We start from the raw sequence: 25,908 nt of genomic DNA on the forward strand, positions 1-25,908 counted from the left end.
CACCTATTTTTCTAGTAATGCTGTAAATTCATCCTCTGTCAATACGGTAACGCCTAACTGATTGGCTTTGGTTAGTTTACTCCCGGCGTCTGTTCCAGCAACCACATAATCGGTTTTCGTACTGACAGAGCCGGATACTTTACCACCCATGGATTCAATGAGTTGTTTGGCTTCATCGCGTTTATACTGTTCTAATTTACCGGTTAACACAAAAGTTTTACCGCTAAATTCAGCTTTTTGTTGAATGTTGGATGTATAGCTTGTATTCAATCCTAACATGTGCAATTGAAGTAGCATATTCTTTATATCTTCATCATGAAAATAGTGGTAGACACTACTAGCAATAACATCTCCAATTTCATCAATGGCAGTCAAATCTTCGATCTTGCAGTCAAAAAACGCTTCTAGAGATGGATAGTTACTTGCGAGAACTTTGGATACCTTCTCGCCAACGTGGCGAATACCGAGTCCAAATATAAGCTTATCTAAGTTATTCGCTTTTGAAGCTTCAATGTTATCCAATAATTTTTGGATGCTTTTTTGGCCAAATCCCTCTTTGACAACCAAGTCCATACGATGATTATGAAGGGTATAAATATCCGGAATAGATTGCACTAATCCATCATTGAAAAATTGCTCAATGATGCGATCTCCTAGTCCTTCAATGTTCATCGCTTTACGGGAAGCAAAATGAATCAATGACTCAATTTTTTTTGCTTCACAGTGAGGATTCATGCAATAGTGATCCGCTTCTCCTTCGTTTCGAACCAAAGTACTTCCACATACAGGACATTGTGAAATCATATGAAATGGATTCTCATTGCCTGTGCGTCGTTCAGTAACAACTCGAACTACTTCGGGGATAATATCTCCAGCTTTTTTAATTACCACATAGTCCTGTTCGCGGATATCCTTATCGATAACATAATCTTCGTTATGAAGTGTCGCTCGTGATACCGTACTTCCTTGAACGATAACGGGATCTAAATTCGCGACAGGGGTAATTTGCCCGGTACGACCAACTTGGAAGGTAATCGAGTTGATTCTAGTAATGACTTCTTCTGCTGGGAATTTATAGGCAATTGCCCATTTTGGGCTTTTCGCAGTATATCCAATCGTATCATACATTGTAACATCGTCAACTTTAATAACGATTCCATCAATATCATAGGATAAATCATGACGTTTGTTCGTGTATGTATCGATGTATTCAATCACGTCATCGATCGATGTGCATGTCGTACTTAATGGATTAATCTTGAATCCCAAATCTTTGGCGAATGCCAAGGATTGTTTGTGCGAGGTTAAGCCATGACTCGCAGGATCAACGATGCTATAGATAAACATATCTAAACCGCGTTTAGAAGCGATTTTACTGTCTAGTTGGCGAACACTACCACTTGCTGCATTACGTGGGTTTTTAAAGGGTTCTTGCCCTTCTGATAGTCGATCGTTGTTAGCTTTCTCAAATGATTTTTTCGACATGAAAATTTCTCCCCGGACTTCAAGGGGAAGGATGTAATTAATGGATAACGGTATGGATTTGATGGTTTTTACATTGGTTGTGATATTTTCCCCAACGACACCATTTCCTCGCGTTGCACCCAACACAAGAGAACCGCCTTCGTATTTAATACTTCCAGCGAGTCCGTCAATTTTTAGTTCGATATTGTAAGTGGCATTTGGATACACTTTGCGTACCCGTTGATCAAATGATCGTAAATCCTCTTCATTAAACGCATTCGCGAGACTCATCATCGGATGATCGTGTTCTACTTTTTCAAATTTATCGATGACGACGCTCCCGACGCGTACGGTCGGTGAATCTTCTGTTCGTAACTCCGGATATTGTTCTTCTAAACGAATTAATTCATGAAGTAAGGCATCGAACTCCTGATCACTAACCGTCGGATTATCCAGTACATAATACTCATAGTTATAGGTTTTTAATAAACGTTGCAACTCTTTAACACGTTGTTTTGGGTCCATATTATCACCAATCTTTATTATATCACTTATGGGTTACTTCTTCTTTGATATTGCAGGATGATCTTTTAGCAATGTCTTTATGCCGTGGGGAACTTGAAATGCGATAACGCAATGATCCCCTGCAACCGATACGACAACACCATCACCAAATACTTTGTGGATAACCTTATCTCCTTTGTTCAAATCATTGGTATTATCTTTGGAAAGCAATGACTTCCGTTTTTGATCAATTTGTCGTTTATATTCCGGTCTTTGATAGACGCTATTTACATTTTTAGAGCGATTTACCGCGACACTATATCCTTCACGATGTAATAGTTCTGCGGGGATTTCTTCAATGAATACGCTATCGGCATTACGCAATGTTTCACCGTATGTTTGTCTGGTATCCGCGTTGGTGACAAACAATTTCTCTTTCGCTCGTGTAACACCAACATACATCAAGCGTCGCTCTTCTTCGAACTCAAATCGATCACCAAATGTCCGAGATAATGGGAACATTCCCATTTCTAAAGCAACAATGAAAACCACTCGAAACTCCAGTCCTTTTGCGGAATGCAAGGTCATCAGAGTAACACCGTTTTCGACGTCTTCTTTCGTCTCCTCACTCTTCAAGGCAATGTCTTCTAAAATGTAAGTTAGCATCTCTTCTTTGGTTAAATCTTCATATATTTCGTTATTTTCGGCTAATATTGTCTTAAATTCGAGTAAATTCTCATAACGTACATCGCCTTTATCATCCAACTTCAACATGTCGATGTATCCTGTCTTATCCAAGACATAGTCGACGAAATCTGTAAATGGGATGTCATCAAGTTGCGTTCTAAAATCAACCATCATGTCCATAAATGCTGTTATTTTATTACTCGCAGTTTTACCAAGAAAATCTGAGGATAGTCTTAATGCATCGCTAAATGCTAATCCATTATTCGCAGCATAATCTACGACTCGTTCAATGGTTACCGGTCCAATACCACGGCGTGGTGCACTAACAGCACGAATAAAGCTAAAGGCATCATCGTTGTTTAAAATAAACCGAAGGTATGCGGTAAAATCTTTAATTTCCTTTCGTTTGAAGAAGCTTGTATTACCAAAAATACGATAGGGAATTTGTTTTTGCAGAAAAACATCTTCAAATGATCGAGACGTACTATTTGCCCGATACAGTATCGCAAAATCATTGTATTCATAGCCTTTACGCACCATATGTATGATTTTCATTGCGACATATTCAACTTCATCTCTTGCAGTAACCCCTTTGTAGTGGGTAATAGGCTCTCCTTTTCCTTTTTCAGAAAATAGGTTTTTCGGTATTCTTGTCGAGTTATTTTGAATGATATTATTCGCAGCATTCAATATATTGTTTGTACTACGATAGTTTTGTTCTAGAAGGACAAGATAATAGTTCTTATAATCTCGTTTGAATTTATTGATGTTTTCTATGTTTGCCCCTCGGAAGGCATATATACTTTGATCCTCATCACCAACAATGAAGATATTCTTGTTCTCATTTACGAGCAGTTTAATCAACTCATATTGAACATTGTTTGTATCTTGAAACTCATCCACAAGAACGTAATGAAATTTATTATTGAAGTACGCTTTGACGTCTTGTTCTTGCTTTAACAGTTTAATTGTTAACAGAAGTAAGTCTTCAAAATCAACCAGATTACTTTCGAATAAGTAGCTTTGGTACTTTTTGTATATAATCGCAACAACTTCATTAATTGGTGCTTCAATCGATTTGATGAAGTCTTCGTCAAACTTCATTTTAAGGACTAGATTGCGAATTATCTTCGGATTAAACAATTTCGTATCTATATTGCTTTTCTTCATCAAGTTCTTTACTAATTGATGGGTATCGTCATCATCGATGATTTGAAAGTTGCGTTTGTAGCCTAATCGTTCAATATAATCTCGCAAAATGCGGGCACCCATTGAATGAAACGTACTAATCCACATGTCGTAAGTATTAATTCCGAGAGCTTGTCGGACTCGTTGTTTCATTTCGTTTGCAGCTTTGTTTGTGAAGGTGATTGCAAGAATGTTTTGCGGGTTCACATTCTTCTCAAAGATTAAATAAGCGATTCTTTTCGTAAGAACGCTTGTTTTTCCGCTTCCAGCACCCGCTATAGCCATTACTGGCCCTTCGGTTTGAAGGACTGCTTCGCGCTGTTTTTCGTTCAATCCAATCAGTAAATCATTCATGTTATCACCTATAAAAATTATATCAAAAAAAGCACTAAAATCATAGTGCTTTAACCCTTAAATTTTAATCAAATTGATATAAATATTTCTTCAAATCAACCCGTTTATTTTGTACCTCAATTCCTTCACTAATAAGCATGTTTGTTTGGACAAATCCACCTTCACCAGTAAGTGAAATTCCTCCTTTTGAATTGATGACACGATGCCATGGTAGTTGATGAGATCCGCTCATAGAATTAAGTATTCTTGATACTTGTCTAGCTCCTCTGGGATTACCAGCAACTGCAGCAATTTGGCCATAGGTCATGACTTTACCATGGGGAATACTTTTAATAATATCCAACACTTGCTTTGTAAAATCTGTCACTTTATCACCTCTCACCCAAATTATAGCATAAAAAAAGACCGTTTCCGGTCTTTTTCGTTACATTATAAAGCTGTTACGTTTGCTGCTTGAGGACCTTTGTCTCCATCAACTACGTCGAATTGTACTTCTTCGTTTTCTTCTAATGTTTTGAATCCGTCTTTTTGGATTTGTGAGTAATGAACGAATAAGTCGCTTCCTTCTTCAGTTGTAATGAATCCGTAACCTTTTTCAGCGTTGAACCATTTAACTTTACCAGTCATGTGTGTTACCTCCTTGTTTTTTTGTTGATTTCATACAAATTGCATATTATTTCAAGGTAACACTGTTACTTTTCTTAATATTCCTTCATATTACGTCTACTCTATAATACTACATATTTTTAAAAATGCAAGAAAAAAGAAAAGGCAAAACATTTATTTTGCCTTTGGTTTGTAGGACGAACGTAGTTCGACTACTCGATTGAATACAATATAATCTTTTGTCGTGTCTGAATCAACACTGTAGTAGCCATTTCGAGCAAATTGGAATGTATCTCCAATGTTTGGATTAATATGTTCTTCGATAAATCCTTCTTTGACAATTAAACTTTCAGGATTGATTTTTTCACGGAATGGTGTATCTTTATCATCCATATCTGTTATCAATTCATCAAAAAGACGAATTTCTGCTTTCTTATTGTGAGTAGCATCTACAAAATGAATGTTTCCGTTTGGTTTGCGATCATTAAACCCGGATCCTGATTTGGTATTTGGATCGTATGTACAGTGAACTTCAATGATGTTTCCATCGTCATCCTTGACAACAGAGTTCGCTTTGACAAAGTAGGCATGCATTAGGCGTACTTCAACATCTAGAGCTAAACGTCGCCATTTTTTGTTTGGTTTCTGTTCGATAAAGTCTTCGCGTTCAATATATACTTCCCGACTGAAAGGAATGCTTTTGCTTCCTAAGTCTGGATTTTCGCGATTATTGACAACATCTAAGTATTCTACTTGTCCTTCTGGATAATTATCAATCACAAGTTTTAATGGATCGAGTACCGCAAAGGTTACGGGTGCATCGTGTTTTAGATGATCACGAACGTATTGGTATAGCATATCAATTTCGGTTTCACCTTGGCTTTTTGGTAATCCTAGGGCAATGATAAAATCATGAATCGCCATCGGTGGAATTCCGCGACGACGAAGCCCGCTTAAAGTAATCAGACGAGGATCGTCCCAGCCCATTACTAAGCCTTCTTCCACTAATTGCTTAATGTATCGTTTACCCGTTACAGCACCAGCTATATACAGTTTACCAAATTCGATTTGACGTGGTACTTCTTCCATTTCACAATGTTCGACAACCCAGTCATATAATGGACGATGGTCTTCAAATTCTAAGCTACATAAACTATGCGTGATTCCTTCAATTGCATCCTCAATTGGATGCGCATAATCATACATCGGATAAATACACCATTTGTCACCGGTATTATGATGTGTTGCTCGTTGGATTCGATAAATAACAGGATCTCGTAAGTTAATATTTGGACTTGCCATGTCGATTTTTGCCCGAAGGACACGAGATCCATCATCGAATTGGCCATCTTTCATTGCAATAAATAGATCCATATTCTCTTTAATAGAGCGGTTACGATAAGGACTTTCTTTACCGGGCGTGGTGAAATCACCACGATACTCGCGAATTTCCTCTGCGCTTAAATCATCGACATAGGCATCGCCCTTTTCTATCAGCAATAATGCCCGTTTATACATTTCATCAAAATAGTCGCTAGCGAATAGGAGATTCTTCCAATGACAGCCCAACCAAGCGATATCCTTCTTGATACCTTCAACAAAAACCGTGTCTTCTTTCACGGGGTTGGTGTCGTCAAAACGAAGATTAAAATACCCACCATGTTGTTGAGCCATCGTATAGTTCGTAATGATGGCACGCGCATGTCCTAAATGTAGTAGTCCATTAGGTTCTGGAGGAAATCGTGTGATTGCCTTTTCATGTTTACCACTGCGGATATCCTCTTCAATAATTGTGTTTATAAAATGATTAATTTCCATTGTTTTCACCCTTCTATATACTGTTTAGTTATGTCTATACTGTTTGATTATTCGGGTGTTCTGCTGGACCTTCATATATCTCACCTACTTCACTTATGTAGATATTGTATATTTTAACACATTTTTTTACAAGAGAAAAACCGAGAATTACGATTTCTTCTCGGTTTTCGCTTTAATCTCTTTAAATTCTTGTAGACTTTGGTTAAATACACCGCTTTTCTTTCCAATCCATCCAAAGAATCGTTCATCTGCAAGGACATCTTGGGCGACGGAATCAATTTCGAGGTAGTTGTCATTTAAATACGTAATGAAATCTTCAACGGTTTTGTATTTTTTACGTCGGAACTTATATAGATTTTGATCTTTTACATCTTCAATACCCTGACCTTTTTTCTCACGTTTTTTGCGTCGTCTAAGCTCTTTACGAGAGTATTTCTTGCGGTCTCGTCGTTTTAATTTTTTCTTTTTCAACTTGCTGGTTTCAAAGAATGTGTTTAAATCAACTTTTTCTTCTTCTGTAACAACATCTTCTACCGGTGGTGCAATCATATCTTCCGGTCGTTTTTGTGGTTGTTCCTCCACAACCTTGTGTCGGCGTTTTTTCCGTTTGTTACGTTTCTCTTCTTTTTCTCGCTCTAATCGTTCTTGTTCCAGGCGTTTTCGTTCTTTTCGGGATAGTTTCTTTTGCGGTAAATCACAAGCATCAACATCGGTCCAAACAAATCCTTGTTGAACTACTGGACTGTCATCTGGTTCTTCCTCAACCGTTTCTGGTTTCGGCATTTTTACTTCTTCAGAGTCTTCTTGATTCTCTTCAAGAATCTCTTGAATGATGTCTTGGGATTCCTCTGAGATGGGTTCGGTAGTGATTGCTTCAACGAGTTCTTCTTCATCTTCTACATCTCTAGATTTAGCGGTTTCCTGTTCATCTAGTTCGATTGTTTCTTCTTGATTTTCTACGACTTGATGATTAGGTTTAGCTTCGAGTTCTTCGTCGACTTCGGGTTGAACTTGATCTTGTTTCGGAGTGCTTTCCTCATCGATAGCTTGTGCAATGTCAGCAGCTGTTACAACGAGTTCATCTTCTAAAAGACGTTCAATTTGTTGTTGTTTCTTATTCTTTTTCTTAAACACTTAACCACCCCATTTGCATGAGGATACCTAGTCCAATAAAAGCAACATAGGCTAGTACTGCAAAAACATACATCCAGCGTAGTGCACGACGGAATGTTTTGTAATATTTCGTCATGATGTCATACTTACGTTCAATCATTTGAACATAGTCTTTTAGACGTTGCAACCAGATTTCTGGTTCTTCTAGTTTGGACAGTTCTAATACAGATTTTTGTGGTTTCTTAATGACACGTTCAACATAATCTTCTAAGTATCCTGCTTGTTTCAGTCGGGCATCTTTCATATCTTGGTCCCATTTGTCGAATGTTTTAATCGCGTGTTTGCTTTTTTCACTACGAATATCCCGCATATAACGACTAAAGAAGTTGTTTGATACGGCAAATAGAACAAATAGCAGGATTCCAAAATTCGCAATTAATGCCATCCACCAGTATTGGATTAACAACTCTTCATAATATTCAATAAATGGTGTGATAAATCCTAGGAATGGGGATTTAAGGCTATCTGGTGATACCATCAGCATCATTCCTAAAACTGCCATAAGAACGGCAAATAGGAAGAATATCTTACTGGCTTTTTTGTATTTTTTGTTCTTTTTTGGAAAACGACTGATCATTTCCTTGAGATTTTCCATTTGACGTATTGACATTTCCCGATATTCTTCAACCCAACCATCTAAAATATCGTATAAGATGCTTTCTCGATGAATCGGATCAAATGTATCCATTAGTAAAAACTCTTGTAGGGTCATCTCACGCTGTAAATCGGGATGTTTTACAAAGAATTGATCAATGGAAGTCGCTTCCGCTGGCCAGGAAGAACGATATGTTAAGGGGTTACGATGAAAAATATCGTCATCGGGTTCATACTGATAATGACTAACGATTAAGTCTTGGAACTTCTTGTATTTATACAGTTCCATGTTCCCTGTTTTTTCATATTCAAGTTGTTTCTTTAACTTGAATTTTGTGATGTCAAAACCATTGAGTTCCAACAACAGCATTAACTCTTCACTCGGATTCATCGTATCCCTCCTTTCCTAGCGGATTAAGCTCTTAACTTTTAATCTAAAATCATCACTAAACAAGCCGTATTCATCTTCGCCAAGAATACGCATTGCTTCAATCGTGATTTGTCCATCAGCATACATTTGTTCCAGTAACGTAGTACCATTGGTTTCATCGACAACATTAAACGCGAATTGATCGGCAATAGCCGACACACTCTCTTGTGTAATTACATTGTTTTCAACCGATGCATTCACTTCAGCTAAGAAAGCATGCATTTTATCAGAATCGTATACTTTGGGATTATTCTCTTCATCAACCATAAAGTAGGCTTTAAAGTAGATTTCACCAACCAAGTAACGTACATTCATGAAATCACCAAATAATCCGCCTTCTGAGCTGTTTTGGGTACAGATTTGTACATCATACCCCTGGACGTACTGCGGGTTACCACAGAACCGTGCAGCATCATTAAATACCGCGGCAATCAGTGGGGTCGTTTCCAAGGTCTCATATACATCGAGATGATACTTCATGACACTAATACCGATTTTAAGAATCATTGGAATATCTCCTTGGATACTGCTTGCAATATCCTTGTAGTACTCCTCGTATTCATCGACAAGTCCCTTTGTACTCTCTAAAATATCCTGTACTTCGGGAAACCCTTCAAATGGCTCATCAAATAATCCTGCTTCATAATCATACTTGAATTGTGAAATAATCCACGATACACTTTCCCCTTCAAATAGCGTTCCAACAATGCTGAACGCTTCATCGGCAAAGTCATAATCAACAACTAGTGCTGTGTTAAATGCTGGACAACGACTACTTTCAAGTGCAATGTCATCAAGTTCCACCGTATCAATGTTTTCCATTGTGCATTCCAACCACAAGGTGAATACATCATACGACCGGATACTCATTTGTGCAAGATAGAGTTTCTCTTCCAATGCATCATCACTAACACCCGCCATAATATCGTCGTAATTCGCTTTAAAACTGACAATAACCGCTGATATGTTATTCATGTTCGGTGGCGTATTATCACCATTGGATAAACCTTCAACATACCATTTTAGCAATCCCGCATGATTTTCAAAGTTCGATCCAAGGCTCGTTAAATCACTGCGAATATCCTCTTTATTCGCATAATCATCAACATATTCTTGGGCTGCAACGACTTCATCAGATGGTTCCAACTCAGGATCAATTGGCGCTACTGTACCTTCATATGGAACATAGTTTGACGGCTCATCCAAACTCATTTCTGGTCGAGTTTCGGTGAACTCCTGTGTAAATGCAGTTCCTGATAATAATGCATCAACTTTCAATGTTTCATACGCTTCTAATGCATCCAAATAGACATCCAGTTCATCCAAGTAGAGTTCGTATGCTTGGGTATACTCGTAATTGGCAAGTAATTCTTCATAGTTCTCAACCGACGCTTCATAAACATCAACAATCTCTTGGTTGGCATCGAAGATTTCATTAAACTGATTTTCATAATCAAGTAAATCTTGATATAGATAGGTATTTGTATCGGTTTCAGTCACCAATATGTAACTAACACCATAGTAATTTGTTAAACTTAATGATTCATCAAACATCTCGAAATAGGCAGTATCTAAGGCGTTTTTCGCCTCCTCAGTTAAGTCGCTATAGACGAGATTCATAAAGTCTTTTTCATAGGAGTTCGCACCACCCATATACTGCTGTTGGTACTCGGTAATGGCTTCGTTATAGTAATCTTCAATTCCCTCTTGCGATAGCAATTGTTGGAAGGCGTCTGCCTTGTCCGCAAGCCCTTTAATTGGAACTGCTTTTTCCGCTGTTCGGGCGATCCGTGAGAATGGTGGTGGGTGCTCCAAGACAAAATTCGTTAAATAGGAGTTAACGGAAACGAGATTGATGGAAAATGCCGGTAAAATAATGAAATACACCAAAACATATCCGTTAATTAGTGAGAACAATGCTCCAAGGTAATTGTTCTTTTTCCCAAGTTTTGCACGCATATTCTCATTTAACAAATATCGTCTTGCGTAAATTGATAAAATAAATATACCGGTAAACACAACAATATATGTGGATAAATAGGCAATAATCATTGTCACCGTATTTTTACCAAAACTCAAATACTCACTTACCAATTCAAAGAATAGCGTATTGGAAAGCGGGACATAGAGGTAGTTGGTAATCATCGGTCCCATATAATAAATGATGACAAATGGTAAGATAAGGTTAATCGATAAGCGAATTTGTTTATGGCCACCTGAAATATACCCATACACTAAGTATGCGCTGAATATTAAGATTAATACGACGTCAAAATTAAACGGTAGTGCTACTTCTTCAGGTATAATAGCCGATAACATAATTCGCCTCCTTTCACCCTAAACTTCAAGAAAAACCCTTGGTTAAAAAGGGTTTTTCTATATACTATTATTCAAATGAATTAGGGGGGTTAGATCAATTGTTATTATTCGGGTTCGTTATTCGGTTGGGATATCGTCTTCTCCAAGGGCTCCAAAGATACCTTCAAATCCTGTTAATACGGATGGATCGATTAGATCAACGATGGTATCTAAGAATTCTTCTTGAGTTTCTGAATCCAAATCTTCAAAGTTGGTAAATAGATCTTCGATTTGTTCACCTGTTACAGTTCCACCAGTTGAGATGGTATCTTGTAGATCTTCAACAGCACTTAATACGGCTCCCTCAGTAGGATCGTTTGTATCCAATACGCCACCAAGATCGGTGATTAATTCTTCACTACCTACAACATCTTCTAAGGCATCGGTGAATGCATCCAATGTTGCTTGATATTGTCCTGCAGTAACGGTTAATACAATCGCGTTTTCTTCCAAAGCGATACCGGTAACTTCAACAGCACCTTCATTGGTACCTTCTCCGAGTAATGCGCTTAACCCAGCAGCAGAGATGATTAGATCTCCATCTTCGTTAAACTGACCAAACTCGACATCGCCCATTTCGGCAAATACTTGTTTAAATGCACTTAAATCAAGGATTTCTAGGTAATCACCACTGTTTTCATCAACATCTTTACCAGCGGTAATGTCAACAAATCGGAAGTGCAATTCTTCACTTGTACTTGAGATTTGCTCTGCACGGATCACAACGAGGGAATCAATACCAGCAATACGGAATTGGGCTTTTACATAGATTTCCGTTGCTTCAAATTCAAACCAAATCGCTTTTAAACCGAGTTCAATGTTTTCCGTTTCGGTTTCATTAATCGGAATTTCAACGGTTTGACGTGTATCACTAAATCCGTCTGCATTGTAATAGATCAATTTATTGAAGGTTTTTTCTTTAATTTTAAATCCACCATCAAGGAAAGAACTATTAAAGATGTATTCTGTGAATAAATCTTGCATGTAGGCTTCGGGATCAAATAATTCGGGATTGAATTCACCAATAACGGTTTCGGTTCCAACCTCTTCTTGATCATGGAGATCATAGACGTACTCTGGGAATCCAGAATCATCGGTAGAACGGAATTTAGAAACGCCAGCTGTTAGAACAAATTCATCATCTTGTAAATCAAAATTAATCAATTGATTTTCAAAGATTATCGATAATACTTCTTGTCCTAATAGAGCTCCAGAATCCACTTCACCATTATCGTCTGTTGCCATTGATTCTAAGATTTCATCTTTTTGAATTGTAAACGATAGGTTATTTAAATCAAGTTCACCTAGAGGAATCTCATCAAGATTGCTTTCCAAATCAATGTCGGCTTGTGATTCCAGCATATTGATAATACTTGTGAAGAATGATTTTGGCAATGGTAAACGTCCAAGTTGAACTTTATCAAACTCTAAGTAATAGTAATCTGGATCATCTTCAAATAAGAAGTGAACTTCTACAACTGTTTTATAAGTCATTTGGCCGTTTAAATCAATTTCCAAGAAGGCATTGAAAACAAATCGTCCAGGATCTGAGGACGTATCACCATCATAGAATGATACCCAAAGTCCAACCAAACGATAGCTAAAATCATAACCTTCTACAGGAACGTAATCAGCAAATACATAACATTCTTCATCTGTCATACAATCTTCACCTGGATTATAGTCTGGATTGTTCTCCAAAACCGCATCGTAAATCGCTCGATTGATGATGTCAGAATGTAAATTAAAAACTAAATCGTCGGATGTTCCATCTTCCACTTCTTGGATTGATGTATCCAACTCGGTAAACAATAATGTTTCGGCATTATCTTTATCCGGCCCGTATAAATACGTAGGCATGTGTTCATCACCTGTACCATCATACATTAAGGTTGCAGCAAGTGCAGGTGTCCCCAATATAACCGCAATTGGTATAAAGAGTGCTAAAAATAATTTTTTCATTGTGTTTCCTCACTTTCGAATAACGTTTTCTTCTAACCCCAGTATATAGAAAATATGTGGATATTTTATGAACTTGCTTTTAATAAGTTATGAAATTAACATCACTCCAATCGTAGACGAGATGCACCATTCAAGGTCATATCATCTGTTTTCTGTATTTTTTTGTACTGGTAATACCCCGCAATTCCAATCATCGCGGCATTATCGGTACAATATTTAAATTGCGGAACAACCACCTCTACGTCTGTGATTTGTTCATCAATTTTTTTTCGTAATCCTTTATTGGCGGCAACACCACCAGCGATGATAAACATCTTTGCATCATACTGTTCAATCGCTCGTTTACTCTTATCAACCAAAACATCGGTAACCGCTTCTTGAAAGGATGCACATAAATTAGACACGTGTACTTCTTCATTGCGTTGATGAATATTGTGAACCAAGTTTATCACATGGGACTTTATACCGGAGAAACTAAAATCAAAGGTATCGCCCATAGAGATGTCCGGCATCGGATAGGTGGGTTGTCCCTCGATGGCCAATTGATCGACAATCGGTCCACCTGGATAACCTAGTCCAACCGTACGAGCCACTTTATCATAGGCTTCTCCTACGGCGTCGTCCATCGTTTCACCAAGTTTTTGAAAATCATAATGTTCTTCCATTAAGATCAGTTCGGTATGTCCACCACTTACAACAAGACAAATCAAGGGAAACGCCAAATCGCGTTCAATCGCATTGGAATAGATGTGTCCCGCAATGTGATGAACCCCAACAAGAGGAATCTGATTCGCAAAGGCAAATGCCTTGGCAGCATTGACACCAACGAGTAAACTACCAATCAACCCAGGACCTTTTGTGACTGCTACTAGATCAATATCATCCTTGGGTATTTGTGCTTGTTCAAGTGCTTCTTCAAACACCATTGTAATCCCTTTTATATGCTCTCGTGAAGCGATTTCCGGAACCACACCACCATACTGTTTATGAACGTCAATTTGCGACAAAACGACATTGCTTAAGATGACTTTTCCATCTCGTTGAATACTGACACTCGTCTCATCACAAGAACTTTCAACACTTAACACAATCATATTCTCACTCCTATGGAATACATCATGACTAGAGCATCTTCGCCATCCTCATAATATTGTTTTCTAGTTGTCACTGCGGAAAATCCTAGTTTCTTATACAATTCCACCGCAGGTGTATTACTCGGTCGTACTTCAAGCGTAATATTCTCAATATGTTCGCTTCTACAGATTTCAATCACGCGTTTCACAAGTAGTGTCCCATACCCCTGATTACGGTATCGATCTTCGATAAACAAATTCAATATTTCAGCATTGGGAAGCGTTAACCAACATCCAATGTACCCAACACGTTTGCCTTCTCTTAAAGCGATAAAGTAACGGGACATATCATTGTACATAATTTCGTTATACAATGTTTTTTCACCTAAACTCTTACCAAATATCTTGATTTCTTGTTGATACACATAAGGAATATCACTTAAATCCATTTTTCGTATCTGGATATTCATGTCATCACCTCAATATTCTACTCTGTCTCGTCGTCGGTACTGTCCTCACTACTAAAGTTAATACCGATTTCATCTTGTAATTCATCCATGGCTGCAATTTCATCCGCATACAATGTTTCGAAGTCTGCAATGAGCGGTATAACTTCTGTCAGGTTTTGCAAATCCATAATGTTGATATCATCGGGAATACCATTGATCTCATTCTTTGTCGGAACGTTGTCTTGATGTTTTAAATACAACTGTTCATATATTCCCATATCTTTGTAGTAATTGTGATACCCATTTAATAGTTCATCGCGATCTTCATTAATAATCATACTGTATGTACCGAGTAATTCACGTGTATGTGGTAACTCATAAATTTCAATGAAGCGGACCAACTCTTCCGGATTGTAAATAATGATACTAACGGTTGTATTTTTATCCTCGGTAATGGTTCCCATTAAATGGTATTCATCCGCAAACCCTTGTCGGAATTGATTGTTGGTATCTACGGTTTTATAGAGACAACTCAAATTGTCAAACTTATACCGTGTGTTTCCAACTTCAATGTTAATTGGTATCAGTAAATCGTTTAAATATTCCGTACAAACCGAACGTGGTTGCATGAACACATTACCGGTAAATCCCTCTATTTCGATGTCGAAGTCAATATTTGGATTCAGCATAATCATCTCTTCAATCGATAGTAAATGATCGATATTGAGTTCAATCAACTCCCCGTTTGTATCGGTTTTATAATCAATAATTATTTCACCATCTGTAGAAAATAGAGTATTGTCTTGGCGTGGTTTGAAGTTATATACAAGAGCATCTTCCCCACCACAAGAACTCAGGATAAACACAAGTACAATTACAATAACGCTAAGCATCTTTTTCATTGGAACATCCCCAATCTGCTTAAGGTATCGTAGATTGCATCTAAAATATCTCCTGCGTTTTTTAATCGAACTTGTTTAATCAATTCATGATCACGTCCTAGGGCTTCAATCGTTTCTTCCGACCAAATGTTATTGACATCTTCATCTTGATAATCATCGCGTAATGTAAGTAGATTAATTGATTGATTTTGAAGGATGTAATTCTCTAGTACATGAATCTCACTCATGGTTTCCGATAACCGTTCATAAGTATTACCTGCTTGGGTATAACTCATTGGTAACACGGAGACAATCTCTTTTTCCCATCGGAACGAGTTAAATGTGATTTGCTCGATAAACAAAATATCCTCAAACGTATTCAGTTTAAAATCAGCTTGTTTAAATCGCTGGATATTAGTGATTTCAATCGGTATATCTTGCTCTGGAACTTCAGGTTCACTGAATCCATTATGAAAGATGTATTCATCGTATGAGCAATACCCGTTGTCTCGCACATTATAGACATAGGTTTCATCGGCAATACGAATAAAGCGAGGTATTGCAGTTTCCCGGGTAATCCCACAACTAAGTAGTTCTTCGCTTGTTACAATGTTTGAAAATTCTGCATCACTTTCTAACTGATCAACATCAAACTGTGTATAATCCAACGCTTCAAAATATGTCATTAGTTGATCAATCAAGAAGATATCAATCTCACCAATGGAGTTTGTGTGGTATTGAATAATCAGGTTTTCAGATATGACATAACCACTACGATTTTTCTCATAATTTCCACGATCAAACAACCCACATCCAGTGAGTAGTATTGACAGGGATAAAATGAGAAATAATCGTTTCATATGATTACACTCCTATCGTAAAGGTAAGTGCACCTTGCAATGCCAGTGCATTGGCATCCGCTTGTGCTTCAATTGCCGCTGGAAGTGCCGCTTGTAATGTAGCTTCATCCATCAATGCAGCAATATTGTTTAAGGTTGTTGTAATGGCGGTACGAATGGTTGTTTCTTCACCGGCCCCTAAGTCTCCTACGGTGATTCCCGCATCGGTTAAATAACTTTGGAAGTAGTCTTCTTCGGTACCGAGTGTATCCGTATCAATCGCATTACGGAGTGTTACTTCGTCCAAGTGATCCATATATTCATTGGCTTGAATCTCCGCCCAAGAATCATCAATGGTATCATCACGTAAGCCGTTATATATTTCATTATCAATCGCTTCTTGAGCCGTTACTGCAGGAAGTTCTTGATCGTAATAATAATCGTAGATATCTTGATCTGTTAATGGTGAATACAATGTCACAGAAGTACCGTCTAATGCAGTAATGATATCTCCTACGTTAGTGGCATCCAACGTATTCATATTAAGTGTTTGTAACGATGCTAACATGGTTGTACTCGCAAAGTCAATAGTAGTAATTAAGGTATCATTCATGGTATAGGTATCACTAACACTAAGTCCTGTTGTTGTCAGTGTATCAATATTGAGTCCAACAACTTCTAATTCACCAACGTTACCGGTAATCGATACCTCATTCTCACTTGCCAGTGTAATGGTACCAATGCTTAAATCTGTGATATTAACACTAAGTGGATTAAGACCTTCATACGAAATAGTTACTTCGGTAAATCCACCAAGAATAGCCGCTTCCACTTCAATGTTTTCGGATAATGTCGCAACATTTGTCGGTGTCGTTTGATTTTGATGAATAATAAATGTATCAATAACCACATTATTTGTATCAATACTTGCTATCGGACCTGTAATCGTGACATCAAACTCATTAACGGTATGCACTCCATCATAGGTAATATCCGTAAGGCTACCAGTTTCCGTTATTGTAACGGAAGTTGCATCAACATTTAATGCAAGGATTGTTGAGGTTGTAGCACCCATCTCTAAATCAGCTACTGATCCAGTGATAGACTGTACATTTGAACCATCTAAGACAATAAGTGTATTCGGTGTAGTGAAGTTTATATCAAGAACATTTGCCGTCACACTCATGGAACCGCTCAACGCACTTGTTAGATTCATGGTATAGGTTGATACTGTTTCAAAAGTGACATCTGGAATGTCTGTCGTTAAGTTGAAGTTATCTTGAATTGTAGTAATTGAAAGACTTGTTGAAACGTTTCCTAAAGACGTATCCAGTGATGCTAATGCATCGGAAACAATGAATAAATCGCTTGTGTTTAAACCAGATAAATCGATACTTGTCATGAAGTCATCGTCAATATCCAACGAACTCATTGAACCAGATACCGTAAGCGATACTGCTTCTGAAGTAACAAACACATCCGCAAGAACACTTGTTACATCGACGGTATCAATCGCTGTTCCTAACATCGATATTGAGTTGGCATTCGGCACAACAACGGTCAGATCTGATTGTGATGTCGTAACAGAGACATCACTTAGTGATGCATTTGTAGTATTGAATGATGTTAATCCTGTAGAAAGGTAAAACACAGTATCAAAGGATGTTCCAATACTGTAGGTAATATCTGATAAATTCGTTCCTGTAAAGGTTACATCAGCTGCGGACCCACCTACATTTAACACGGTTGGTACTGCATAATTACCCGTGATTATGGCTTGATTATTACCGATAGATAACTGAATATCCGTCAATGTTGTTGCTTCAATATCCACATCATCTAACGCACTAATGTCAATACCGGTTGTATTTGTCGTAATATCGATTGAACCATTATTCTTTGATGAATTGATTTCCAAATCTGTAGCTCCTTGAAGATCTACATCATAGGCAGACGATGAAGCTGAAATGGTAGTCGTATCGACATTGGACCCGTTAATTACGGACAGCGAAGCTGTGGTTGCATCACTAATATTCAATGTGCTTACAGAAGCATCGTTCAAATTAACAAGAGACAACTGCGACGAATCAATGACGAGGATCGATATCGTACTAGCCGCATTCACATTTACGGTTGAATGATCTCCATTTAACGTAATTCCCGATGCCGTTACGTTATTTAAACTCATAGTTACAGCGCTAGATGTAAGGGTTGCAGCATTAATTTCTCCAGAGAATGTTTCCATATTTGGAGTTGTTAATACAAGAGTCTGTACATTTAATGCATCCATATCAAGTGTTGTTACGTCGGTCTCAATATTTACCAAAGCAATATCAACATCATTGGTTTGAATCGTATCCAACGAGGTGTTTGTTAAATCCAATCGAGATAAGGTAGATGTTCCAACCAAGGTGAAATCAGTAACTGGTATCGCATCCCCAATCAATTGGGTAATATTCGTTGTTGCACTAAGGCTTGCGGCACTGTCAATCAAGGTCACGGTTCCGCTATCAATATCAACATCCAATGTGGATAACGGTGCATTTAAGTACAATGCAGTTGAGCCACTACCAATAATGGTAAGACCTGCTTGTGACGATATGATGGTTACTTGATCAAGCGTAGCTGTACCATAGTTTAATGTTGTAAATGCTGTGGATTCAACTGATACGGATTCCACAGTAGAGGAATTATCAATAGTAATGCTACTTCTATTATCATCAGTAATCGTTATACTATCTGCTGTAGCAGTAATCGCTAATGGATTTGAGGACGACGAATTCATATGGAACTCATTATTTGGTGTATTCAAAGTTAAATCGTCAATCGCATTCCCGTTTAATGTGATTAATGTAGCATTTGGAACAGATAATGACATCGTTGAAGCATTTGCCGAAATTGTCATCTCATTTATCGTTCCAGAAGTTAGGTTTATGCTTTCTATTGGGCTTGTACTTAGGGTTACTGTATCAGCTGACAATGACCCCGTTAAAGTGACTAGGGAGGACGTACCTACCGTTTCAAATGTTCCCGTAGACACATCTAGATTTAATATGGTTGTTGTACTTTGTAATTGTACTGATCCATTTGGAAAATCCACGATTAAATCCGTTAGATTGTCATTAATAATGGCAACATCATTTGTTACTCTACCAGAAACAAAGGTTGTATCAAGTGTTTCTACTTCAGAAATAATTAGTACATCCGTAATGGTTTGTAGTCCAGTTTGAACAACGCTCTGTACATTTACCCCATTCGAAGTGAATATGCCCGTAGAAACATCAACATTTATCGTTTCTAACGTATCCCCATAGACGTCCATATTAAGCGCAGCCCCATCGATTGAAACACTGGTTGCTTCCACACTATTTAACGTTAGTTCTCCAACCATATTGACAAGCACACTAACTGCATTTGTTGTAACATCAATATCATTCGAATTCCCGTTTGCTAGAAGTAATAATTCACCTATTGAAGATTCCATAGTAATGGAGATCGAGTTCACTAAAGATCCATATCCTGTAATTTCAACATAATCTAAGTTTGCGTTATTCAAATCTGTAATATCCGCATTCAGAAGATCAATCGATACCATGGATAATGCGGCGTAATCATCTAGGAAGGCATAGCTAGTATAGTCTGCGGTATTGATGTTAAGTGTTTCCATTGCTGTAAAACTGTCGGTATCAAAATTAGCTGTAGGAGCACTACCGCTATTAACCAGTGATACAGTTAGGGCATTATGAAAGGAGTTGATGACGGTAATATCGCCATCAATACTGAGTTCATCCAATTCATTATCAACACTACCAATGTAATGGAAACTATTGGTAATTGTTGTTAAATTGGGATAGTTCGCATTGACATATTCTGCCACAAGTGGTTCAAACCGTGGAACATCATTAAAGCTATTTGTAATGGTAATTAATGCTGTTGGATTAATCCCAGATGCAGTTATGGAATCAAATCCACTGTAATTTAGTAGATGTTCTACTGGACCGTTCACGCCAATATATACGGCGATATCGTAATTAGATAATGGTCCAAAATCAAATGTAGTAGATGTATTTGAAATCTCTAATACGTCCAATGTTAATTCCATAGGTAAACCACTAAATGAGCTTAAATCAGCGACATCCAGGCCTATATATAATTGTTCAAGAAGTGTCAGATTATCCAGGAAATTGGTCGTTGTTATTTCGTGATTATTCAACCGTAGGATGGTTAGCGGTGTACCACTAAATGCATCATCTCCAATCGTTGTTATCGTCGATTGTAATAGTTGATTCGTTAGTACGAGCTCTTCCATACCTAGGTTTTGGAATCCCGTGATGGCTTCAATGTTATTACCGGTATAATTAATTGACGTTAATAACGGCATATTGTTAATACCATCAATCGCATGCAATGTACGTGTATCTCCAAATCCAGATCCAAGTTGATCTGAAATATCGAGAGTTGTAACCCCTGTTATTCCATCTAAGAAGGCTACCGTAGTCAAAATATTGCCACTTAAATCAATGGTTGTAATACTAGCCGCAGTATTGAGTGATGGGACGGTTTCCAAAAGGTTATTTGCAAGGTTTAAATCACCGATTGTTGCATTATTAAATGAGTTTGTTAAGGTTTCAATATCACTATTGCTGAGATCAATAAGATCACCATCATAATTATTAAAACTACCATCAATGTCGCTAAAACTGTTATTCGACAATTGCAATCCATTCTCATTAAACGTAATATCATTAAAGCTATCCTGTATATAGGACACAGCAAGTGGATTTTGATTACGGATTAACAGTGTATCATATATTCCACCATTGAAGGAATTATCAATAACGCTAATAAAGCCTCCACTAAAGGAAATCACATTATCCGATGAATACGTCGCGAATATATTGTTAAAGGAGTTTTCAATACTCCGCAGAGAACTACCGGTAATATCAAGGTTCTCTAAATTATCAAGATCATTAAAACAATTATCGAGCGACGTAATACTCGTATTGGTTAAATTTACCGTTTCTAAACGAGGTAAATCAATGAAGGCATTGGCCAAATCATTACCAACATTAATATTCATCGCATATACCGTTGTCAATTTATCCAAATCATCGGTATCCACACCGCTAATCACAGATAGATTCGCAATATTTGTATCGGAGATATTGAGATAATCCAGATCTGGATTGTTGAGAATAAACCGTAAATCATCAATATTATTCCCACTGATATCAATATACTCTAAATTCGCTAAATTAAAGGAATACTCATCAATCACAGCAATGTTCATATCGGGCCAAATAATATCGGTGATCGTGTTGTTATTCGAAAAACTATTTAAAATAAATAGCCCGTCTGCCAGATCATAGTCCAGTGTTAGTACATGATCTTCATGGATTGTAAGGTTTGGTAAATCATTATAACTATTCTCAATCCGTGCAATCACATTTGGACGTAATACGGGCACTTCTTCAGGATCAATGGTTTCTGGCGTTGCAATAATGAGCTCATTCAATTCTGGTAGATTCTGTATCCCAACCAACTGCGTTAGACCATTATTATATAATACCAATTGTTCTAATGAAGGATGTCCATCAACACGAGATATATCATTCAATATATTGCTATGTAGGTCTAAAATGCTCAAATTAGGCCATACATTACTAATATCTGGAATGGTTGTAATATTGTTCTTACTAACATCAATAGCGATTAAATTCGGAATCGCAAGCAAATCATCAAACGAGGTTAGTTGATTATCACTTAAATCGATGGCCGTTAATCCCGTCATTCCCGATAAATCATTAATATTTGAAATATTATTATTGTACAGAATCAATTCGGTAATATTCGTGTATTCCCCAATCGGTGTGATGTCCGATAAATTATTATTGTGAAGATGTAATACATCCAAACTAATATCGCGATCACGCAACCCTTCAATCGATGTTAAGTTGTTATCATTGAGTTTTAAGGTCGTTAAATAAGGCGCATTCTCTAAACTGTCAAAGTCCGGACTGACGCCGTTTCCCACACATCCTAAGTTATTAAAACTAAGATCTAGGGTTCGTAAACTTTCCAAATCGTCCAGTGTGCTAATATCACAAATTTGGTTATTGGATGCGTCAAGTGTTTCCAAATTACTTAGTCCGCTTAGGTCATCCCCAAGTTGAATAATATTGTTCTCGGAAATGTCGAGTGTTTCGAGTAAACCAAGATTATTAATCGATGGGAAATAGACAATTTCATTATTGTCTAAATACAGATGTTGTAAATTAACAAGGGCGTTTAACTCCCCAACATTCACTAATCCATTATCCGATAAATCGAGACTCGTTAACTTAGTCATTTCGCCAACACCAGTAACGTTTTGCAAGGTTAGTGTGTCATGAATGACTAAGTTATTGATTTTACTTAAGTTCTTGAAGCTATCAATACTGACAATGCTTGTATTTAACAATTCAATCGATTGAATGTTACTGAGGGCACTGATTTCACTAATGTCTTTAAAACTGCGTCCGACAAGTGTTAAGGACGTTAAATTTTGGAAGCATTGGATACCTCCTAAATCAATATCGCGCCCAACTTCATCAACTTCAAACTCCAGTTCGATTTCGGAAATAACACTTAAGTAGTTGAATCGATTTAAGTTGTACCCAGCGTCGTCTAAAAGCTCAAACATATCCGGACTTGCTATTGAGGCAAATCCCGCATAGGTTTGACAATATTCTGGTAAATGTTCGTTTTCCGCATTGCGACTGCAAGCTCCTAGTACACCAACGATAAATAACACAACGATCGCATATAGACTACGTTTCATCATTCATCACCGTCCTTACGCAAAATATCAATTGGTTTTGTATTCGCTAATTTCGTGACATTGCGATTACTCAAGAACCCAAGTAAGACAAATACCACAACAATATAGAATAATAAGTTAAAGAAACTAATCGATGTAATCGTACCATCATCACCGACAGACAGCTTCATTCCAGCGAAATTAATAACACCACTACCTTGATTAATAACCAGTAAGAAGACCGTATTAATGATCTCATTCGCATAATAAATCATCACAACACTCATCGCTGCAGCGAGTAAGATTTCAAAGACAATCTCAATAAAGAAGAGATTCTTAATATCTTTTGCTGTTGATCCAACACTGCGATAAATCCCAATCTCACCAATTCGTTCCGACAAGATGACACTTAGCAAAATATTAAAGAAGATAATACTGATAAACATCAACGTATTAAAGAAGACACCAAATAAAATCGAAATACTATTTAAGTAGTGATAACTCTCACTATTTACCTTACAACCTGAATAATCGGTAATCGTAAAGACATCTCCAGCGACAATGACATCATCAAAATCGGTTCCTTCGTTCAAGATATTATCAATCGCATAAATCGCACATTCGTCTCCTTGTTCGATTTCTTCTTTACGAATAATCTCATAGGAATCGCCATATCCAGCGGTATTGTGAAACTCTGTTAAGGGAATTGCAAAGGTTGTAACCGCTACATTATACGGATCGTTATCACGATCGATTCCACTCTCTAAGTTGACACTGAAGTACCCATCCACATTTTCGACTCCATCCCCAGGGGTAAAGAGCTTATTGTAGGTTAAAAAGTCCATATAGACTATCGATTCATTATCATTTTCAATAATACCGGTAATCGTCATTTCTTTCATGGTTAATTGATCACGAAATACGGCATTGTCAATAAATGCAATCCCATTATTTCCTGATGCTTCATCATAGACTTCTTGATAGACGCGTTCGATATATCGGGGTTCTCCTGGATCTAAAAACGCATCCTTCTCATCCGCCATATAGTAAATCGCATCACTACGTAATAACATATCAAAATAACCAGGTACAATCGAATCAACTTGTTCTTTAAAATCATCCATATAAGCGATATAATCTTCAATCGTATCGAAATATCGACTATACTGTTGATCGCGAATAATTTGAATGCATTGATCCTGATAATAGGGCTCCAAATCATCATAGTAATAACAATAATGGGGAAGATTCATGTTCAAGTAACGAACTTCAACTCGCTCCATGGTGTAAAGTGGGTTATCCTCAATAATCGAGCCATCTGCCACTTCTACCAATGTCTCTAGATAATCACTTACATTGTAGATTCCCTCATCAATTTCAAACGAATATTGAGGTACGGTAATCGTTGTATCTACATAACTCGATAAATTGACAACATCATCACTTAAATCAAAATACTCCCGATAAAACTTCGTTGTCACCATCATCTCATCAAAATTATACGGATATATACTATCACCAATAAAGAGATCGTTGTAACTGTAATCATTTACCTTCGCAATATCAATTAATCGTACTTTATACTGACTAAACAAGTCCGGACGACTCATATTGGGGAACACTTGTTCAATCCCATCGGTTGATTCACTAAACGCCACATCTGGTGAATATCCCTGGATTAATTCCGAATCCACATCAGCAAACTCCGCATTATAAGCACTGATTAAATCACTCAGTGCTGTATTGTAATTATTGACACTGACAACCTGGTCTTTAGGAACCAGACTAAAGGCATAACTATTCGCTTTATTAAGCGCTTCAAAATAGGCATCATAACTATCGCTAATCCCTTGTTCAATTCCACTAAAGAGGATTGTAAAACTGAACGCTAAAGCTAACGATAACGCTGTAAAGAACGTCCGCAACAACTGCGATCGTATCTTTGAGAACGTCAATTCAAATTTATCCCATATATTCAAGTTTGTTGGTTTTGTTTTACGGTATACATTCTGATACGTTTGTTCGATATCCTCCCGGATCAAATCACTGGTAAAACGCCCCTCTGCAAGCTCAATAATCCGCGTTGCATGCTCATTCGCGATTCCCCTGTCATGTGTTACAACAATAACCAAACGTTCTTTACTTAATCCCTTAATCAGCTCAATCACATTTTCACTCGTTTTATGATCGAGTGCACCGGTTGGTTCATCGGCTAAAATGATGGCCGGATCTTTAACCAGAGCCCGGGCAATCGCTACACGTTGACGTTGTCCTCCGGATAATTGTCCTGGTAATTTATGCATATGATCCGCCAAACCAACTCGTGTTAACACATCATGAATCTTTGCTACCCGGCTTTTACGACTGGTTTCATGTTGGTATTTCAAGGCAATCTCAACGTTTTTATACACACTTAAATATTCAATTAAATGATATTCCTGGAAAATAAATCCAATTTTCTCATTACGAATTGCATCCCATTGCCCTTCATTAATGCGCGCAATGTTATTTCCTTCCAAGAAGTAATCGCCACTTGTAGGTGTATCCAATCCTCCCAGAATATTGATCAATGTCGATTTACCAGATCCACTTTTTCCTACTACAGCAACAAATTCGCCACGTTTAAAAGACGTCGTAACCTTGTTCAATGCAACAATTTTACGCTCTTCTTTTGTTTCATATACCCTGGTGACATCGACCAGGCGTAAGATAATATCGCCTCTAGACAT

General features: G+C 37.5%; 15 protein-coding genes. All 15 read right to left on the reverse strand.

Annotated elements, in window-relative coordinates; genetic code table 11:
- Positions 1 to 3: 3 nt before the first annotated feature.
- On the reverse strand, positions 4 to 1,989 hold the full coding sequence (gene ligA / locus G4Z02_RS03635; protein ID WP_258878503.1) for an NAD-dependent DNA ligase LigA: 1,986 nt from the start codon (positions 1,987 to 1,989) through the stop codon (positions 4 to 6).
- Between the two features lie 33 nt (positions 1,990 to 2,022).
- A complete protein-coding gene (locus G4Z02_RS03640) occupies positions 2,023 to 4,197 on the reverse strand; it encodes an ATP-dependent helicase (protein WP_258878504.1) in 2,175 nt (724 codons plus the stop codon).
- A 64-nt stretch (positions 4,198 to 4,261) separates the two neighbouring features.
- Positions 4,262 to 4,564 carry an MGMT family protein gene (locus tag G4Z02_RS03645; protein ID WP_258878505.1) on the reverse strand — a complete coding sequence of 101 codons (303 nt, stop codon included), beginning with the start codon at positions 4,562 to 4,564 and terminating at the stop codon, positions 4,262 to 4,264.
- A gap of 62 nt (positions 4,565 to 4,626) precedes the next feature.
- A complete protein-coding gene (locus G4Z02_RS03650) occupies positions 4,627 to 4,824 on the reverse strand; it encodes a cold shock domain-containing protein (RefSeq protein WP_258878506.1) in 198 nt (65 codons plus the stop codon).
- 153 nt (positions 4,825 to 4,977) lie between these two features.
- Positions 4,978 to 6,621, reverse strand: coding sequence for a glutamine--tRNA ligase/YqeY domain fusion protein (locus G4Z02_RS03655; RefSeq protein WP_258878507.1), 1,644 nt, complete (start codon positions 6,619 to 6,621; stop codon positions 4,978 to 4,980).
- A 147-nt stretch (positions 6,622 to 6,768) separates the two neighbouring features.
- Complete coding sequence (locus tag G4Z02_RS03660; protein WP_258878508.1) at positions 6,769 to 7,755, reverse strand: hypothetical protein; 987 nt, start codon at positions 7,753 to 7,755, stop codon at positions 6,769 to 6,771.
- Positions 7,748 to 8,779, reverse strand: coding sequence for a hypothetical protein (locus G4Z02_RS03665; RefSeq protein ID WP_258878509.1), 1,032 nt, complete (start codon positions 8,777 to 8,779; stop codon positions 7,748 to 7,750). The genes G4Z02_RS03660 and G4Z02_RS03665 overlap by 8 nt, the downstream gene beginning before the upstream one ends.
- A gap of 15 nt (positions 8,780 to 8,794) precedes the next feature.
- Positions 8,795 to 11,137, reverse strand: a complete 2,343-nt coding sequence (locus tag G4Z02_RS03670) for a CvpA family protein (RefSeq protein ID WP_258878510.1) — start codon at positions 11,135 to 11,137, stop codon at positions 8,795 to 8,797.
- 117 nt (positions 11,138 to 11,254) lie between these two features.
- Positions 11,255 to 13,138 carry a cupin domain-containing protein gene (locus G4Z02_RS03675; protein ID WP_258878511.1) on the reverse strand — a complete coding sequence of 628 codons (1,884 nt, stop codon included), beginning with the start codon at positions 13,136 to 13,138 and terminating at the stop codon, positions 11,255 to 11,257.
- Positions 13,139 to 13,239: 101 nt separating this feature from the next.
- The gene (gene tsaD / locus G4Z02_RS03680; protein ID WP_258878512.1) at positions 13,240 to 14,232 is read right to left on the reverse strand and encodes a tRNA (adenosine(37)-N6)-threonylcarbamoyltransferase complex transferase subunit TsaD; all 993 of its coding nucleotides are present in this window, start codon (positions 14,230 to 14,232) and stop codon (positions 13,240 to 13,242) included.
- Positions 14,229 to 14,681, reverse strand: a complete 453-nt coding sequence (gene rimI, locus G4Z02_RS03685) for a ribosomal protein S18-alanine N-acetyltransferase (protein WP_258878513.1) — start codon at positions 14,679 to 14,681, stop codon at positions 14,229 to 14,231. Before rimI ends, tsaD begins: the two co-directional genes overlap by 4 nt.
- Positions 14,682 to 14,698: 17 nt before the next feature.
- Positions 14,699 to 15,562 carry a hypothetical protein gene (locus G4Z02_RS03690; RefSeq protein WP_258878514.1) on the reverse strand — a complete coding sequence of 288 codons (864 nt, stop codon included), beginning with the start codon at positions 15,560 to 15,562 and terminating at the stop codon, positions 14,699 to 14,701.
- On the reverse strand, positions 15,559 to 16,401 hold the full coding sequence (locus tag G4Z02_RS03695) for a hypothetical protein (RefSeq protein ID WP_258878515.1): 843 nt from the start codon (positions 16,399 to 16,401) through the stop codon (positions 15,559 to 15,561). Before G4Z02_RS03695 ends, G4Z02_RS03690 begins: the two co-directional genes overlap by 4 nt.
- 4 nt (positions 16,402 to 16,405) lie before the next feature.
- Positions 16,406 to 23,200 (reverse strand): hypothetical protein, encoded by a 6,795-nt coding sequence (locus tag G4Z02_RS03700; protein ID WP_258878516.1) that lies wholly within the window; start codon positions 23,198 to 23,200, stop codon positions 16,406 to 16,408.
- Entirely contained in the window at positions 23,200 to 25,908 is a 2,709-nt protein-coding gene (locus tag G4Z02_RS03705; RefSeq protein WP_258878517.1) for an ABC transporter ATP-binding protein/permease, read from the reverse strand. Before G4Z02_RS03705 ends, G4Z02_RS03700 begins: the two co-directional genes overlap by 1 nt.

The sequence above is a fragment of the Candidatus Xianfuyuplasma coldseepsis genome (genome assembly GCF_014023125.1).
Classification (GTDB): Bacteria; Bacillota_I; Bacilli_A; order Izemoplasmatales; family Izemoplasmataceae; genus Xianfuyuplasma; species Xianfuyuplasma coldseepsis.

What these genes read in the sequence shown, in the direction of transcription:
- ligA (WP_258878503.1), bottom strand. Translation starts at nt 1,989, where the DNA reads ATGGACCCAAAACAACGTGTTAAAGAGTTGCAACGTTTATTAAAAACC.
- G4Z02_RS03640 (WP_258878504.1), bottom strand. Translation starts at nt 4,197, where the DNA reads ATGAATGATTTACTGATTGGATTGAACGAAAAACAGCGCGAAGCAGTC.
- G4Z02_RS03650 (WP_258878506.1), bottom strand. Translation starts at nt 4,824, where the DNA reads ATGACTGGTAAAGTTAAATGGTTCAACGCTGAAAAAGGTTACGGATTC.
- G4Z02_RS03655 (WP_258878507.1), bottom strand. Translation starts at nt 6,621, where the DNA reads ATGGAAATTAATCATTTTATAAACACAATTATTGAAGAGGATATCCGC.
- G4Z02_RS03665 (WP_258878509.1), bottom strand. Translation starts at nt 8,779, where the DNA reads ATGAATCCGAGTGAAGAGTTAATGCTGTTGTTGGAACTCAATGGTTTT.
- G4Z02_RS03670 (WP_258878510.1), bottom strand. Translation starts at nt 11,137, where the DNA reads ATGTTATCGGCTATTATACCTGAAGAAGTAGCACTACCGTTTAATTTT.
- G4Z02_RS03675 (WP_258878511.1), bottom strand. Translation starts at nt 13,138, where the DNA reads ATGAAAAAATTATTTTTAGCACTCTTTATACCAATTGCGGTTATATTG.
- tsaD (WP_258878512.1), bottom strand. Translation starts at nt 14,232, where the DNA reads ATGATTGTGTTAAGTGTTGAAAGTTCTTGTGATGAGACGAGTGTCAGT.
- rimI (WP_258878513.1), bottom strand. Translation starts at nt 14,681, where the DNA reads ATGAATATCCAGATACGAAAAATGGATTTAAGTGATATTCCTTATGTG.
- G4Z02_RS03690 (WP_258878514.1), bottom strand. Translation starts at nt 15,562, where the DNA reads ATGAAAAAGATGCTTAGCGTTATTGTAATTGTACTTGTGTTTATCCTG.
- G4Z02_RS03695 (WP_258878515.1), bottom strand. Translation starts at nt 16,401, where the DNA reads ATGAAACGATTATTTCTCATTTTATCCCTGTCAATACTACTCACTGGA.
- G4Z02_RS03700 (WP_258878516.1), bottom strand. Translation starts at nt 23,200, where the DNA reads ATGAAACGTAGTCTATATGCGATCGTTGTGTTATTTATCGTTGGTGTA.
- G4Z02_RS03705 (WP_258878517.1), bottom strand. Translation starts at nt 25,908, where the DNA reads ATGTCTAGAGGCGATATTATCTTACGCCTGGTCGATGTCACCAGGGTA.